Annotated in this window: 7 protein-coding genes; all 7 read left to right on the top strand. The window is 34.4% G+C overall.

Annotated elements, in window-relative coordinates; genetic code table 11:
* Positions 1–166: 166 nt before the first annotated feature.
* The 7 genes from EI427_RS16865 (at position 167) to EI427_RS16835 (ending at position 17,571) form a co-directional block, all read left to right on the top strand.
* Positions 167–3,277: a SusC/RagA family TonB-linked outer membrane protein gene (locus EI427_RS16865; protein ID WP_126616934.1), complete on the top strand. Its 3,111-nt coding sequence runs from the start codon at positions 167–169 to the stop codon at positions 3,275–3,277.
* A gap of 13 nt (positions 3,278–3,290) precedes the next feature.
* On the top strand, positions 3,291–5,108 hold the full coding sequence (locus EI427_RS16860) for a RagB/SusD family nutrient uptake outer membrane protein (protein ID WP_126616932.1): 1,818 nt from the start codon (positions 3,291–3,293) through the stop codon (positions 5,106–5,108).
* 12 nt (positions 5,109–5,120) lie between these two features.
* Positions 5,121–7,202, top strand: coding sequence for a hypothetical protein (locus tag EI427_RS16855; RefSeq protein ID WP_126616930.1), 2,082 nt, complete (start codon positions 5,121–5,123; stop codon positions 7,200–7,202).
* A gap of 503 nt (positions 7,203–7,705) precedes the next feature.
* Entirely contained in the window at positions 7,706–9,721 is a 2,016-nt protein-coding gene (locus tag EI427_RS16850; protein WP_126616928.1) for a glycoside hydrolase family 127 protein, read from the top strand.
* A 48-nt stretch (positions 9,722–9,769) separates the two neighbouring features.
* Positions 9,770–11,419 carry a sulfatase gene (locus EI427_RS16845; RefSeq protein ID WP_126616926.1) on the top strand — a complete coding sequence of 550 codons (1,650 nt, stop codon included), beginning with the start codon at positions 9,770–9,772 and terminating at the stop codon, positions 11,417–11,419.
* 686 nt (positions 11,420–12,105) lie between these two features.
* Entirely contained in the window at positions 12,106–14,133 is a 2,028-nt protein-coding gene (locus EI427_RS16840; RefSeq protein ID WP_126616924.1) for a glycoside hydrolase family 127 protein, read from the top strand.
* A 189-nt stretch (positions 14,134–14,322) separates the two neighbouring features.
* The gene (locus EI427_RS16835; RefSeq protein WP_126616922.1) at positions 14,323–17,571 is read left to right on the top strand and encodes a glycoside hydrolase family 2 TIM barrel-domain containing protein; all 3,249 of its coding nucleotides are present in this window, start codon (positions 14,323–14,325) and stop codon (positions 17,569–17,571) included.
* Positions 17,572–17,601: the final 30 nt, after the last annotated feature.

The following is a 17,601-nucleotide window of genomic DNA, read 5'->3' as shown; positions in this document are numbered from 1 at the left end:
TAACATAAAGGAATCTATATGCACCGTATTACTCGGTAATCATAGTATATCTAACAAACTATTGGAATGAAATACTTTTTTGGGTTAAGGAACTTTTTCTCTACAACAACTACACTACTTTTTTAAAGTTTCCCTAGCTAAATGTAATTTTTAATTGAGATGCAAAATGAAGATTTACTTATTTAAAATCTACTTTTCCAGAGTACTCCTCTTTACGACACTGCTCTTAACATTAAGCACTGCTTATGATGTGTCAGCTCAGGAAAGAATCCTTAAAGGGAAAATAGTAGGATCGGACGACAAATTACCCTTACCGGGTGTGAATATTATTGTTAAAGGAACATCACAAGGTGGTATTTCAGATTTTGACGGCAACTATTCTATTATGGTAAAAAATGGAGACCAATTAGAGTATTCTTTTATTGGTATGGTAACCAAAGTACTAACAGTAACAAACGAGTCAGTTATTAATGTATCTTTAGAAAGTAACGTTGAGATGCTGGATGAGGTGGTTGCTATTGGATATGGTGAACAGAAAAAGAAAGAAGTTTCTGGAGCTGTTGCACATGTAACATCAGAAGCCTTAGAAGATTTTGCTTCGGCTGATATTGGTACTGCCTTACAAGGGCAAGTGGCTGGTGTGAGTGTAACATCTGCATCGGGTGCTCCTGGTGAAAGTGCTGTTATTCAAATTCGTGGAGTTGGTACAGTTTCTAACGTAGATGGTGCTAACCAACCATTATATGTTGTAGATGGTATCCCTCAGAATGGTGATCCAAGACTTTCTCCTAATGAGATTGAATCTATGGATATCTTAAAAGATTTGGCTTCTTGTGCAGTTTATGGTACTAGAGGTGCAAATGGTGTTATCTTAATTACAACAAAGAAAGGTAATGCAGGTAATTTAAAGGTTTCTGTTGATGGGTTATACGGGGTAAAGAAAATTACTTCTAGTACGCCTGTAATGAATACTTCCCAACAAGCATATTTCGATATCTTAGAACAAAGAGCAATTAACCCTGGCATCTCTGATGACGAGATTAATATGTTTGTTCAAAGAAATAAGAACAACTTTAAAAACGACAACAATCTAGATGATCTAGTATTTAGAGATTATGCACCAACACAGCAATATAACATCAATTTAACGGGTGGATCAAATGTTGGTTTAAAATACAATTTAGCGGGTGGATATTATAACCAAGAAGGTAATGTTATCAACTCTGGTTTTAAAAGATTTAACCTACGTGGTGGTTCTAGTTATAAGCAAAACAAGTGGACGATTACTACTTCATTAGCTTTATCAACAGAAGAAAGACAAAGACCTTCTGGTAATTTATTAACGCAAACAATTAGATATAAGCCTTATATGGCTCCTTTAGACCCGTCTAAGGATGTTTATGAGAGTTCTTCTGACCAAGAGGCAGTGCAAGCTAACTTTTTGTATCAGTCGTTATATTTCCAAGATTTTGAAGATAGAGACCGTATGTCTGGTAATATTAGTATTCAATACGATTTTACAGATTGGTTATCTTTTACTACAAATGCGGGTGGTAATATCATGAATAGATACAGATCTAGATTAAACCCTCACTTTAAAATTGTAAATGAAAATACTGGAAGAGAATTTTCTGATCCAAACAACTCTTACTACCAAGAAGATGTAGAAAGAAGTGTAGGTTATAGCTGGGATGGTAGATTCTTTTTTAAGAAAAAATGGGGTAACCATAACTTCTCTGCATTGTTAGGAGGTTCTTTAGAAGAGTACAGTGGTCAAAGTCATGGTGTAATGAGAAGAGGTATTGTAGATAACAATAAGCCAGGTTTTGGTTCAGCTTCATTAGAAACATCGGTAACACCAGGGTTTAACTATGTATATAAAATTATTGGTACAATTGGTCGATTGCAGTACGATTATAAAGGAAAATATTTAGTATCTATTAGTGGTAATTACAATGGTAACTCTAAATTTTCTGAGAACAATAAGTTCAAATTCTTCCCTTCAGCATCTGTAGGTTGGAATGTTTCTGAAGAGAAATTCTTTGAAGGAGCAAAGTCTGTAGTTAACGGTTTTAAAATTAGAGCATCACATGGTAATGTAGGTGGACAGAGCTTTAGACCTTATTCAGATTTGCCAACTATGCGCCGTGGTTTTGACTACGAATTTAATGGTAAAGTTTACAATGGTTCTGCACAAGCATCTTTTGCTAACCCAGATATTCAATGGGAAACATCAATCCAAAATAACATTGGTGTAGATTTAGCATTTTTTGAAAATCGTTTATCTTTTAATGCAGACGTTTACCACACTACAAAACAAGATATGCTATTCCCAATCGAATCTCCTTCTTCTGCTGGAGCATCTGCTGGAAATAACAACGATAAGTTAGTTACGCTTAATGTAGGTAACATGGTAAATAAAGGGTACGAACTTGCTTTAAGTTATAAAGGTAGAGCTAAGAAATTAAGCTGGACTTTAACAGGTACTTTCTCTAGTAACCAGAACGAAATTACCAACATGAACTCAGAAGATTTTGTGTATACAGCAGACCAAGGTTTAATTTGGGGTGCGGTAAACCAATCTAGAGCTACAGTGTTTGCAAAAGGGTATGAAGCTGGTGCTTTCTTCCTATACAAGAACGAGGGCGTTATTAAATCTGCAGAGCAGTTAGCAGATTATCAAAAGGTAAATCCTGCTGCTAGAATGGGTGATTTAATGCTACAAGATACAGATGGCGACGGTCAGATTACTGAAAAAGATAAAGTTTATGGAGGTAGTGGTTTACCTCAATTCGAAACTGGTTTTATTCTTTCTTTAAGATGGAAAAGATGGGATTTCATGATGAACTGGTATGCAGCAATCGGACATGAAATTATGAACGGTAGTAAGTTAATGGCTTACTCAGAAGGTAGACACGTTAATCAGATTCACACTTGGTCAGAAGATAACCCAACATCGGATATCCCTGCATACAGAGGTGATTTAAAACAAGGTACTACTAATTTTAGAGGTGATACAGATCTGTGGTTAGAAGATGGATCATACTTAAGATTAAAGAACATTACACTTGGATACACACTTAACGGTAAAGGTATTAAGAAGGCTGGAATTGGTAGCATGAGGTTCTTTATTAGAGCTCAGAACGCACTTACATTAACTAATTATTCGGGTTATGATCCTGAAATTGGTGGTAATGGGGTGTCATCAAGAGGATTAGACAAAGGTAATTACCCAATTACTGCTTTATACTCTGGTGGATTCAGATTAAACTTCTAAAAAAGCTATAACAATGAAATTATTCAATATATCAAACATCTTTAGATGTCTCACAATATTTGTTTGTTTAGGTGGAGTAATAGGGTGTAACGACTACCTTACTGAAATCAATCCAAACGAAACTACTAAAGTAGATTTTTATCAAAGTCTTGATGATTCTGAATCGGGATTAACGGCAGCATACGCCTCTTTAATGAACCATTTTGTATGGAACTTTGGAGAAGAAGCTTGTCGTTCAGATTTAGGTTACCCAGGTATGGACCGTCCAACACCTACAAGTAGATTAGTTGCTTATTATAATCAGACATACACAGAAACAAGTGATGAGATTAATAAAAAATGGGCAGCAATTTATTCAGGTATTTTTAAGGCAAACCAAGTAATTCATGGTCTTCAGTTCGAAACTATGATGCCTTATAAAGAAGAACAATCTTGGAAGCTACAAATGGCACAAGCGCGTTTTCTTAGAGGGTTGTATCACTTTTACGCTCACCAAGCATTTAATGGTGGCGAAGTTATTATTAGAGATACTTGGACGGATGCTAACGATATGTATAAAACGGTTTCTTCTGCAGATTCGGTATTAGAATTTGTAAGAACAGACTTAAGGTTTGCGTACGAAAATTTACCAGCTGTTTACAATGCAGATACTCCATACAACGGAGAAAGCAGAGTAACTAGAGGTACTGCCGCAATGATATTAGGAAATACTTTTTTACTTGATTTTGTAAATGGTTCTAACTACGATTCGGCTGCTTATTATTACGAAGATGTAATTAATAATTATGGTTATGCTTTAGAAACAGATTTAAGCATGATCTTCACAAATGCAGGAGCTTACAACAAAGAATCAATCTTTGAAGTAACTTATTCTAACGAAGTAAGATCTGACTTAAATAACTGGGACGAAGTAAACGGTCAGAACAGATGGGCAGCAATCTTTTCACCTCAATCTTATGGAGGAAATAGAAACTCTATTCCTGTTGGTTGGGTAGCGTATGCTTACAAAACTGAAAAACTAGATCCTTTGGATGCTCGTAACACTGTAGAAGTAGAAGGTACTGAGTATCCAAGAAGAATTTCTATGAGAGCTTCGGCAATGGTTGCAGTAGCAGAAGATGATTTGACAGATTATTATAGAATGGGTTCTGTATCTGAAGCAGATCCTTTTAGAGCAGGTGGAGCACGTTCTCCTGAATTTGGTTACTACAAGCAGTTTAGTAATTTCGATATTTTAGATAACGAAAGAGATAACCCAATGGGTAACCAAAGATCTGCAAAGAATGTTGTAATTAACCGCCTTTCAGAAGCGTACATAAACTTAGCAGAATGTAGAATAATGCAAGGTAGAATTAACGATGCTTTAGTATTATTAAATACAGTACGCGGACGTTGGGGCTTAGAGTTATTAGGACCATCAGTAGATGCGAGCAAAACGTATGATGGAATTACATATTCACAAACTTCTTTAATGGAACACTTAATGTATGTTGAAAAACCATTAGAGCTTTCTGTAGAAGGACATCAAACAAGATGGATTGACCTTAGAAGATGGAATGTTATCAAAGATAATTTTGAGAGAATTTCTAGTCAAAATTACTGGGTGATTCACTATAAAGAAGCAAGAACTTATTCTAAGAAAACACTTTGGAATTCGAGTATTATTCCAGGAGGGGATACACATCCTTTCCCAGAAAAAGAATTCACTGCACGTCCTAATTACAAAATTGTAGACGGAGAGCAAGCATTAATGAATTATGTACCATCGTTACATGATTTTTATCCAATTCCAACTTCAGAGACATCTACTAATCCAGGTGTTAAAGGCTAAAAGACGCATAACATGAAAAAGTTTAATTATATATATCTTCTTCTCGGTTTTTTCGCAACGATGTTTATTTCTTGTGAAAAAGATTTAGATCAAATACCGGATGATCAAAAGGCAAGAGCAATTTCTTGGGCATTAAGTGAAGAACATAAAGACACATTAGAAATCTCTATTGACGATTACATTTCATTTATGGATGTATCTCAAGGGTTATTATTCCACGAGTGGACAATAGAAGATAGTTCTAGTTTTTTATCAGGAGATTTTAGTAAAAATGATTTAGATCTTACTCCTTTTATTGATGCAGGAAAAGGGAAGAAAAGTGAAGATTTAACAGTACACGTATACTTTCCAGAAGCGGGTATTCACAAAGTTCGTTTATACAATACTTTTGATAAAAAAGTAATCCACAATGGATTAAACCATAAAATGGAAGCTGTTCCTCATGCAACAAATCCAGGTATTTGGGTAATTGATACTGCATTTCATGTAGAAGTTTATGCAGATGTAGAACCTGCACTGTATGTATTAAAAAACAATATAGATACGGTTTTAGTAGTTCCTCATTCTCAAATTGTAGATGGAAATGACGATTCTGATTGGCCAACAGTTGATCTGATTGCAGGAGAAGATGTTCTTACTTTTGTGGATACGACTTCAGTTGGTAAACCAACAGATACTGAGTGGACTTTATCTTATTTGGATACGATTAGTAAAAATAGAATATTTGAGGTTACTCCTGCTAAAACGGGTACAGGACGTGCAGGTGCATTGAAATCTATCCGTCAAGGGTCAACTCAAGCATTATCGCAAAATGTTCAAAAGACAATTCCATTAAAATTAAATATTGTAGCTCCAGAAATTAGACCTCAGTACGAAGTTTACAAAGGAGACGATTTATTGTTTGCTTACAATGATGGTGATGATATTCCTTCAGACAATAGCAAGTGGGAATCAATTTCTTTAAAAATTAACGAAACACTTCGTTTTGTTGATAACACGGAAAGAGGTTTAGCAAATGCAAGAACTTGGAAATTACTTAATTCTGAATTTGGAGAATATACTGATGAGGCTGCAGATGTAGTGTACTCATCTGTACAAATGCCATTTGAAGCTGGAACAATTGTAGTTCAACGTAGTGGTGTAGCAGGTGTTCCTGATGAAAATAAAGAAATAAAAATACCATTAATGATTAATGTGGATGAAGCACTATTAAAAACATCTGCGATACAACAATTACCATCAAGACTGGTTTCTTTCGAAACATCTGTTGCAGTAGGTAATATCCTTTCTTCGGCAGCAGGAGAGTTTACTGTAAACATTACCAATCCAAATGGTTATGCTTCAACAGCATCAATTTCTAATGTAGCAATAGATGCCGCTAGCAATAATGTAATTAACCTTACAATTGCAGAAACAACATATAACTCAGATCAGATTACAATTTCTTATGCAGGTACAGGTGGTATTACAACATCTACAGGTATGGGAATGGAAGCATTCGAAGCAGAAAATGTAGTAATGGATATTACTTCTGTAAACGAGTTTGAAAATGCCGATATGATCAGTGTTGAAATTGAAGCTGCTGGTTTAGGTAATGCCTTTGCAGATGGTTGGTACCAAGATGGAGGTCAAGATTCTGAAATAAAAAAATGGGCTAGATCAACAGATTTTGCTTCTGACCGTACAGCAAGTATGTCTTATAAGAGTGACGATAGAACAGTTCAGGCTTCTACATTGTTCTCAATCCATAACGAGCATACAGGAAAAGATTGGAATAACGGCATGAAGAACCCTGCTGGAGATTATCTATTTACTTTTGATATTTATATTCCTGAAGGAGTTGATTTTACAGGTGGCTTAATCACAGGTTTCCAAGATACATCTCTTCCTAACGGTGATAAGATTGATTATACACCAAATATCTCTGCAGTAGCTAAAGGACAATGGGTAACAATTACGCAGATAGTAAGTTTTGACTTGGCCGGTGGTCGTCGTCAATTAGTATTAAAAGTAATTGATCCTGTTCCGAGTACTGGAGCGTTAGAATTCTATGTAGATAACTTTAATTGTAAAGCAATTGAAGCAAGACCATAAATTAGAAATCAGAAGAAATACTTTAAGTTGTTTCTTCTGGTTTATTTAAATTTTGATTAAATCGATCTACTCAATTTTTTAAATAAGAAGATTTTTTTACTTGAGTTATCGGCTATTGAAATGGATGTTTCTTTCTAGGAAGCATCCATTTTTTTTAGTATTAAGGCTAGCGTAATAACTGCACAAAAAGCTTGTTAAATCAATTACTTTTTGATGAAGTTATAGTACTCATGTTAATGAGCAGAAACAGATGAGCCTTATTTAGTTATCATTCAGACATGCGTATTTTGGCTACGTATCGGCACAATAAAATCGTTTTAAAGTAGCAGATATTTTTAACCTAACGTACACTGCAAATAAATTTACGTAAAGAAACATCAGATTGATAGATTGGTAATCAAATATGCCATTTTCCATATACATTTACTTCTAATAAAACATCAGAAAAGTGACTACAAATTCTTAACTGATTGAAATGATACTTACGAAATTTTAGAATGATTATGTGTAGATTTTTTTTACTAACTATCTGTTCAATTTTAACAGGAAATTTACTTTTTGCTCAAGGAGTAACGGATAACACAAACAGTCCTCAAGTTGTATTTAAAAGTACGGGGATTGGAGAATGCCAGTGGACAAATGGTTTTTGGGCAGACAAACATAAAGTTTGCGAAGAAGTAATGGTACCTCATATGGGTACAATTTTAAAAGGAGATGTTGGCCATGCACTTAATAATTTTAAGAAAGCGGCAGGGCAAATGGAGGGAAGTCATAAAGGAGAATTCTGGCACGACGGAGACTTTTACAAATGGATGGAATCTGTAATGTACATCTATGTCGAAAACAATGATCAGAAACTTTTAGCCGAATTAGATACTTTAATTGATATTATTGGAGCCGCTCAAGAAGAAGATGGTTATTTATCTACTCAAGTATCTCTAACAGAAAAAGGAAGATGGGAAAATAGAAAATACCACGAGTTATATAATAGTGGTCATTTAATTAATAGTGCATGTATTCATTACAGAATTACAGCACAGAAAAACTTTTTAGATATAGCAGTTAAGCATGCAGATTACCTTTATGCTACTTTCACACCTCAGCCAGATTCGTTAAAACGTTTTGGTTTTAATCAGTCTCAAATAATGGGTTTAACAGAGTTGTATAGAACAACCAAAGATAACCGTTATCTAGAATTAGCAGAGTTGTTTATTAACATGAGAGGTAAATCTAGGTCTGTTGTAGATGCACATACAAAACCAAAAATGATTGGTGATATGGTGCAAGAAAGAACACCACTTCGTAAATCTAAAGAAGCCGTTGGGCATGCAGTATTAGCTCTGTATTTTTATGCAGGTGCAACAGATGTATATTCTGAAACAGGAGAAAAAGCACTTATAGATGCATTAGACAGACTTTGGGAGGATGTTGTAGAACATAAAATGTATATCACGGGTGCTGTTGGACAAACGCACCATGGGTTATCTAAGAAAAAAGATACAGTACATGAGGCTTTTTTACCATCTTATGATATGCCAAACGCTACCGCTTATAACGAAACGTGTGCAAATATTGCCAATGCAATGTTTAGTTACAGAATGTTGGGAGTTAAAGGTGATGCAAAATATGCAGATGTAATTGAGTTAGTATTATTGAATTCTGCCATGTCTGGGATTTCTATAGAAGGGAAAGATTATTTTTATGTAAACCCACTTAGAAGATATACCAACACAGGTGATTACAAATCTACCGAAGCGGCAAATAGAGAACCTTATATTAACTGTTTCTGCTGTCCTCCAAACTTAGTAAGAACAATAGCAAAATCTGCAGGTTGGGCTTATAGCATAACAGAAAATGGAGTAGCTGTAAATTTATATGGAGGAAATAAATTAGAAACTTCTTTAGCAGATGGATCAAAGTTAATCTTAGCACAAGATACCAATTACCCATGGGAGGGTTCAGTTACTTTTTCTATTCAAAAATGTAAAAAAGAAGCCTTTGATTTTAGGTTACGTATTCCAAAATGGGCAAAAGGCACTACCGTTTTTATCAATGGAAAAAAACAAGATAAAGAACTTGCAGAAGGAAAGTATGCAGTAATCAATAGAAAATGGAAAAAAGGTGATAAAATCACACTTGAAATGCCAATGGAAATTAAGCTAATGGAAGGGCATAAACAGATTGAGCAAACAAGAAATCAAGTTGCGGTTAAACGAGGACCAATTGTGTATTGTGTAGAAACAACAGACCTGCCTAAAGGAACAGATATTATGGATGTTTACTTGCCAGAAAATGCAAATTATAAGGCGGTATATCAACCCGATTTTTTAGGAGGATTATCTACTATAAAGGCAGATTTAATGATTAGAAAAGATAAAAAAGAGACAGAAATGTATACTTCTTTATCTCAACCGAAATTCGAAAAATTCAGCACCCAATTAATACCATATTATGCTTGGAGTAACCGAGGAACAGTAGAAATGTCTGTCTGGTTGCCAGTGATATGGAATAATTTATAAATAAAGAATAGCAATCTATTACGTATCACTATTTAATTAACGAAAACAATGAAGGCATATATTAATTTATTTCTTTTGAGTCTAGTAATTTTTTCTTGTTCAAAAGTAGCAAAAAAAACAGCACCAGAAAGGAAGCCAAATATATTATTTATTTCTATAGATGACCTAAGACCCGAATTTGGATGTTACGATTCTAAATTGGCAGTAACTCCAAACATAGATAAATTATCTTCGGAAGGAATACAATTTAACAGAGCATATTGTCAACAAGCTATCTGTAGCCCATCAAGAGCTAGTTTAATGACGGGAGCTAGACCAGAAACAATAAATGTAATAGAGAATTATACGTATTTTAGAGATGAAAATCCTGATATAATTACGCTACCTCAACACTTTAAAGAAAATGGTTACGAAACCATGAAATGTGGTAAAGTGTACCATGGAAAATATACTGATGAGGAAAAATCTTGGTCAAGAAAACCAGATAAGCAGCTCCTTGGTTATAAAATGAATTTAATAGGTGGCTATGTAGACCCTGATAATCAAGAAATCTACAAAAAGAACAAAGCTGAAATGAAAGCAAAGTATGGAGCAAAAGCAAAATATGGTTTAGGTTTAGGACCTGCTTTCGAATGTGTAGACGTTCCAGACAATACTTATTTGGATGGTATGAATACAGACCTTGCAATTGCTAATATGAGACAAATGATAAAAGAGAACCCAGAAAAACCGTTCTTTCTTGGTTTAGGTTTTATTTCTCCTCATTTAAATTTTATTGCTCCTAAAAAGTATTGGGATTTATACGATAGGAAAAAAATAAGATTATCTCAGCAAGATAAAGCTCCTTTAGATGGTGCTTCTGTTGGTTTACATGCGTCTTTTGAGTTGAGAACTCGAGCAAATATTCCAAAACAAGGCGATATTCCAAAAGAATTAGCAACAGATTTATTGCATTCTTATTTAGCAACGGCTAGTTATGTTGATGCTCAGGTAGGTAAAATAATGACGGCATTAGAAGAACAAGGCATTTTAGAAAATACAGTTATAATGCTTTGGTCAGACCACGGATATCATTTAGGAGAAATGGGGATTTGGGGTAAGGCTACAAATTACGAAATAGCTACACGTGTGCCATTAATAATTAAAGCACCTGCGCAGTCTCCAAAAAGTATTGGCATTAAATCAGATGCTTTGGTAGAACTTGTAGACATGTACCCTACATTGTGCGATTTGGCAGATTTGTCATTACCAGAACATTTAGAAGGGCAGTCTTTAGTTCCTCTTATGGAAAACCCAAATCAGCCATGGAAAAAAGCAGTATTTAGTCAATACCCAACACCTGCTTTAAGAGAGTGGGCTGCAAACCCACTGTCAGCAGGAATGAGAGAAACCTATTTTGGTCCTTTAATAGAAGAGGTAGAAGAAGATATAAAGGAGCAAATGAAAGATAAATGGGATAGAGAACTTTTTGAAAATGATTTAATGGGGTATTCAATGCGTACAGATCGCCATAGATTTGTAGTGTGGAAAAATAGAAAAAAACCAAATTCAACTCCACTATATATAGAATTATATGATCATAATAGAGATCCTAATGAGACCGTTAATATTGCAAAATCTAATCCAGCGTTAGTGGCAAAATTAACAGTGCAATTAGATCAAGGTTGGAAAGGAAATAGAGCACAGTTAGAGAATTAAATCAACTAATTTTTTATAATTCTAAGCAGTCGAAAAGTTAAGATGATCCATCTATACTTTTCGACTGCTTGTTTTTTAAAAGGGAGTATCATTTTAAAAAAGAGGATAACTTTTAGCGTTAATGTAGAGGAGTGTTTTATACAGTTACTAGACAAAATCTGAACAATCTGTAAAATCAGTGCTTACTAACTAAGTTTAATACAATCTTTTACTTCTTTTCAAAAGATTTTTTTTTGTGATACTTTATTTAGGTAAGGAAACATTAAAACCCTTTATAAAGGCTGAATTTGATGTTTGTTGTTCTCCGTTTGTACAGAAAGAAACCTTTAGATTATAAAAATGTGCTACAATCAGAGCATTAATTATCAGTAAAATCTACTAAATGTGATATACAATACCAACTACGTGATTTTACGTCCCCTTTACGATATGAAACATTTTATTAATTCAGAACAACCTCCAAAATTACACTTATAACTAGTTTTGTAATGTTGATTAAAGGAAAAGAAATTGACGAAATGAAAACTTGAATTATTTTTTAAACACATAACCTTTCCTTTAATTTTTTCAACAAAATAGACTGATATACTTAGAATATTAAATAGCGAACTTAGATGTTTTTAGCTAGAAAGTAGTGCTAACTAAAAACAACTAACTCCCTCTAAAAACGAATAACATACGCAATTATGAAAAAATTAGTATTGGTGGCGTGTACAGCACTATTGTCACACTTGTCTGTTGGGCAAGAGAAAGGAATTTTAGGACAAAAGGACTCTCCTAATGTCGAATTAAAAAGTATTAATATTGGAGACTGTAAATGGACCACAGGTTTCTGGGCAGATAAATTTGAAGTCGCAGAACATGCAATGGTTCCATATATGGGGCAGGTGCTAACTGGAGATGTTGGGCATGCTTTAAATAACTTCAAGATTGCTGCCGGAATGAAAGAAGGTAAGCATAAAGGTATGCGTTGGCATGATGGCGACTTCTATAAATGGATGGAAGCAGCAATGTATGTTTACTCTCAAAATGGAGACGAAAAACTTCTGAAAGAGATTGATGGTTACATAGAAATTATTGGCAAAGCACAAGAAGAAGACGGTTATTTACAGACACAAATTCAGTTAAATGACCAAGTAGATCGTTACGAGAACCGTAAGTACCATGAAATGTACAACTCTGGTCATTTGTTAACTTCTGCTTGTATTCATTATAGAATTACTGGGCAAAGTAACTTTTTAGACATTGCTAAGAAACATGCAGATTTACTTTACACTACATTTAATACAGAAGATCCTAGGTTTGGTCGTTTTGGTTTTAACCAAACACAAATTATGGGTCTTGTAGAAATGTATAGAACAACAAAAGATGTAAAGTACTTACAATTAGCAGAGATATTTATTAATAATAGAGGTAAATATAAAGTTGAAGATACACCAGAAACACAAGGTTACCCTATTGGTGATATGGTGCAAGAACGTATTCCATTAAGAGAATCTTCAGAAGCAGTAGGCCATGCAGTATTGGCATTGTATTATTACGCTGGCGCAGCAGATGTTGCGGCAGAAACTGGAGAACAAGAATTAGTTGATGCTTTAGATAGATTATGGGTAAATGTAACAGAACAAAAAATGTATGTTACAGGAGCAGTAGGACAGGCACATTATGGTGCATCTACAAGTAGAGATAAAATTGAAGAAGGTTTTATTGATGCTTACATGATGCCTAACATGACAGCGTATAACGAAACTTGTGCTAATGTATGTAACTCTATGTTCTCTTACAGAATGTTAGGTATACACGGTGAGTCTAAATATGCTGATGTAATGGAGTTGGTATTGTTTAACAGTGCATTATCTGGTATTTCTATAGAAGGTAAAGATTATTTTTACTCTAACCCTTTACGAATGGTAGATGGCTCTAGAGATTATACAAAACACAATACAGAAAGTCCTCATAGAGAGCCTTATTTAGAGTGTTTCTGTTGTCCTCCAAACTTGGTGAGAACAATTGCAAAATCATCTAACTGGGCATACAGTTTATCTAAAAATGGTATTGCAATTAACTTGTATGGTGGTAATACTTTATCAACTCATTTGGTAGATGGCTCTGCTTTAGAACTGAACCAAGTAACAAATTATCCTTGGGAAGGTAGTGTAAATATAACGGTAGGTAAAAGTAAGAAAAAGCCTTTCGATATGATGTTACGTATTCCAGATTGGGCAAAAGGAACAACTATTAAAATTAATGGCGAAACGGCAGATGTTGCTGTTGTACCTGGTAAATATGCAGTTGTAAACAGAAAATGGAAAAAAGGAGATATCATTACTGTTGATATGCCTATGGATGCAAAATTGGTAGAAGCACACCCAAGAATTGAGGAAGCGCGTAACCAAGTTGCTATTAAAAGAGGACCAGTAGTTTACTGTATGGAAACGCCTGATCTTCCAGAAGGAACTCAAATTTTAGATGTTTATGTACAAGGTAATGCACCTTTAACAGCTTCTTATAAACCAGATTTATTAGGTGGTGTTGCAACTATCGAAGCATCTTTATTATTAAGAAAAAATCAAGAGGCAGATAAAATCTATTCAACGATTGATCGTCCTGAATTTGTAGAATATAAAACGGAGCTTGTTCCATATTTCTCTTGGAACAACAGAGGAAATTCTGAAATGACTGTATTCATGCCGGTAGTGTGGGGTGATTTATAGAGATTTTCTGAACTAAATAGCTGTAATAAACTTAGTATAAGTGGTAGATTTTAATTCTAAAATTCACCACTTATACTTGTTTAAAGCAATTGTACTTTTTAAGGGTGTTTGATTTGAAAAAATATCTTCCACCTATTCAAACACGTGATGACTAGGTGTAGAAATGAACACCAATAACTTAACTTAAAAATGAAAAAAAGACTACTTATTCTAATCATTCACTTCGTATTACTATCCAACTTCCTTTCGGCACAACAAAACGATTGGGAAAATGAATTAATGTTTGAACAGAATAAGATGGCAGCAAGAGTACCTACTTATTCTTTTTACTCTGTAGAAGATGCAATTGAGGGAAATAGAGAACAATCTCGAATGAAATCACTCAATGGATTATGGAAATTTAAGTATGTAAGTAGTGATTCTTATAGACCATTAGACTTTTACCAAGCTAACTTTAAAGCTAAAGATTGGAAAGATATCACTGTGCCTTCTAATTGGGAATTACAAGGTTACGGACAACCCATTTATTCTAATGTGGTATATCCTTTTACACCAAATATTATAGAACTTTCTAAAAACTCAATTAAGCAATCTGCAGTAGGAGGTCCTCAACCACCTAAGCCTCCGTTTATTTATAGAGATAACCCAGTGGGGAGTTACATCAAAGAATTTGAAGTGCCATCTGAGTGGAAAGATGAATCAGTTATTTTGCATTTTGGCGGGGTATCTTCTGCATTCTATGTGTGGGTAAACGGAGAAAAAGTAGGGTATAGCCAAGGAAGTAAACTTGCCGCAGAATTTGATATCACATCCTATTTAAAATCAGGTAGAAATAAATTAGCAGTACAGGTTTTCCGTTGGAGTGATGGGAGTTATTTAGAGAACCAAGACATGTGGCGTTTAAGCGGAATTCATAGAGAAGTAATGCTATTGGCTCAACCTAAAATTGCTTTAAATGACTTTTTTGTAAAGACAAAGTTCGATTCAGATTTACAAGATGCTAAGCTTTCTATACGACCACGGGTATGGGTAAAAAATGAAAAAGAAAATTTAAAAAAATGGACAATAAGTGCCGATCTGTATGATGCAGAAAACAAGAAAGTACTTGATAAACCATTAAGCATTTCTATAGATGAAGTTTACAATGAACGTTGGCCACAAAGAGATATTAATAAATTTGGAATGCTTGAGTCTTCCATCAGATTACCAAGAAAATGGTCTGCAGAAGATCCATATTTGTATAAATTAGTTTTTACTGTTACAGATACGCAAGGAGATATTGTAGAAACAAGAACACAACAAATTGGGTTTAGACAAATCACCTTTGGGCAAAATAAAGAGCTTCTTGTAAATGGAAAGGAAGTGAAAATTATGGGTGTAAATCGTCATGATCATCACCCAGTAAGAGGAAAAGCACTAACTAGAGCAGATATTAAGAAAGATATTGAACTAATAAAACAGTTTAATTTTAATGCAGTAAGAACTTCTCATTACCCCAATGATCCATACTTCTATGAACTTTGTAACCAATATGGAATTTATGTAATGGATGAGGCAAATGTAGAATGCCATGCACTTGGGTCATTCATTCCTCAGCAACCAACATGGCCTGCAGCAATTATTAACCGAGTGATTAGAATGGTGGAAAGAGATAAAAACCACCCTTGTGTAATTTCTTGGTCGTTAGGTAATGAAGCGGGTACAGGACCAGCTTTTGCGGCTGCTTCTGGATGGGTAAAAGACTATGATCCAACAAGGTTTATTCATTACGAAGGTGCACAAGGCGATCCAACACACCCAGATTATAAAGAAGAAAAAGCAGACATTAAAGCTATAAATAAAGCGGTGTTATATGCTAACCCGAGGGATCCATTTTATGTAGATGTAATTAGTAGAATGTACCCTAGTATTGATCAAATAGCCAATTTAGCCACTTCTCCGTATATCGACAGACCAATGATTATGTGCGAATACAACCACGCTATGGGTAACGCATTAGGTACTTTAGGTGATTATTGGGATGTAGTAAGAAGCCATAAAAGTTTAATTGGTGGTTTTATCTGGGATATGGTAGATCAAGGGTTAGTAAGAAAAGATGCAAACGGGAAAGAATACTATGCATATGGTGGTGATTTTGGTGATTTACCAAACGATAAAAACTTTTGTATAAATGGTGTTTTCGCTTCTAACAGAACACCTAATCCACATGCTTGGGAAGCAAAATATGTATTTCAGCCAGTTGCTTTTGAGGCTGTAAATACTAATGAAGTTATTGTAATCAATAGGTTTGATTTTACCAATCTCAAAAACTACGAACTACGATGGGAAGTACAAGAAGAAGGTATTCCGATTCAAAAAGGCAGCATTACAAACTTAGATATTCCAGCAAAGCAATCTGCAAAAATCACATTACCCTATAAACAGATCAAATTTAAAGAAAATGTAGAATATTGGATTAGGTTATCACTACATGAATCAAAAGATAGAAAATGGTGTAAAAAAGGGTATGAGGTAGGTTACGAACATATTCAAATTAAAAATATTGTTCAAGTACCGTATGTTTCTAAGTCAAAATCATCAGAGGAATTAATTGAAGGAGAAACTAATGTAGTGATTTCTGGGAAAGATTTTATTGTAAAAATAAGTAAGGAAAACGGACAAGTTATTTCTTATAAAAAGAATGATAAGGAAGTGCTGCTGTCTGCAATGCGTCCTAATTTTTGGCGACCTCTGACAGACAATGATAGACGTTTTAGAAGGTTTAATAAAAAGATGAAGATATGGAAAGGTGCTTCTAAAAATTTAGAAACAATTGAGGTGAAAACGGTGCTTCAAGATTCAGATAAATCAGTAATTAAAGTAGAACAAAAATACACTGATAAAATACAATTACTTACTACTTATTCGATCTATACTGATGGTAATATTGGTGTAAAGATGGAGCTTGATGCTGATGTGAATTTACCTGAATTACCAAAATTTGGAATGACAATGGGGGTCTCTGAAGAACTTTCTGAAACAACATACTTTGGTAATGGACCTTGGGCAAGTTATGCAGATAGAAAAAGAGCAGTAAAAGTTGGTAGATACGAAACCTCTACTGCAGACTTATTCTATAATTATGTGATGCCGCAAGAGAACGGAAACAGAACAGATGTACGTTGGTTGCAATTAACGCCAGAAAACAAAAAAGGCGGTTTAAACATCACTGGGCTGTTTAATTTTACTGTATGGCCATATTCTATTGATAATATTGACCAAGCAACACATCCTTTTGATTTAGAGAAACAAGGTTTTTACACGTTAAACATAGATTTGTTTCAGGCCGGTGTTGGTGGAATGAAAGCAAAACCACTTCCATACCAACAACATCCGTCAGGTAAATATACTTTAGAATTTAACTTCAATCCGATTGCTAAAAATCAGAGATTGAATTAGAAATTATCGACACTAATAACATTTTTTGCA

It is taken from the genome of Flammeovirga pectinis (assembly GCF_003970675.1).
Lineage (GTDB): Bacteria > Bacteroidota > Bacteroidia > Cytophagales > Flammeovirgaceae > Flammeovirga > Flammeovirga pectinis.
The sequence above is the reverse complement of the archived record's forward strand: the minus strand, read 5'-3'. Positions and strand labels throughout refer to the sequence as shown.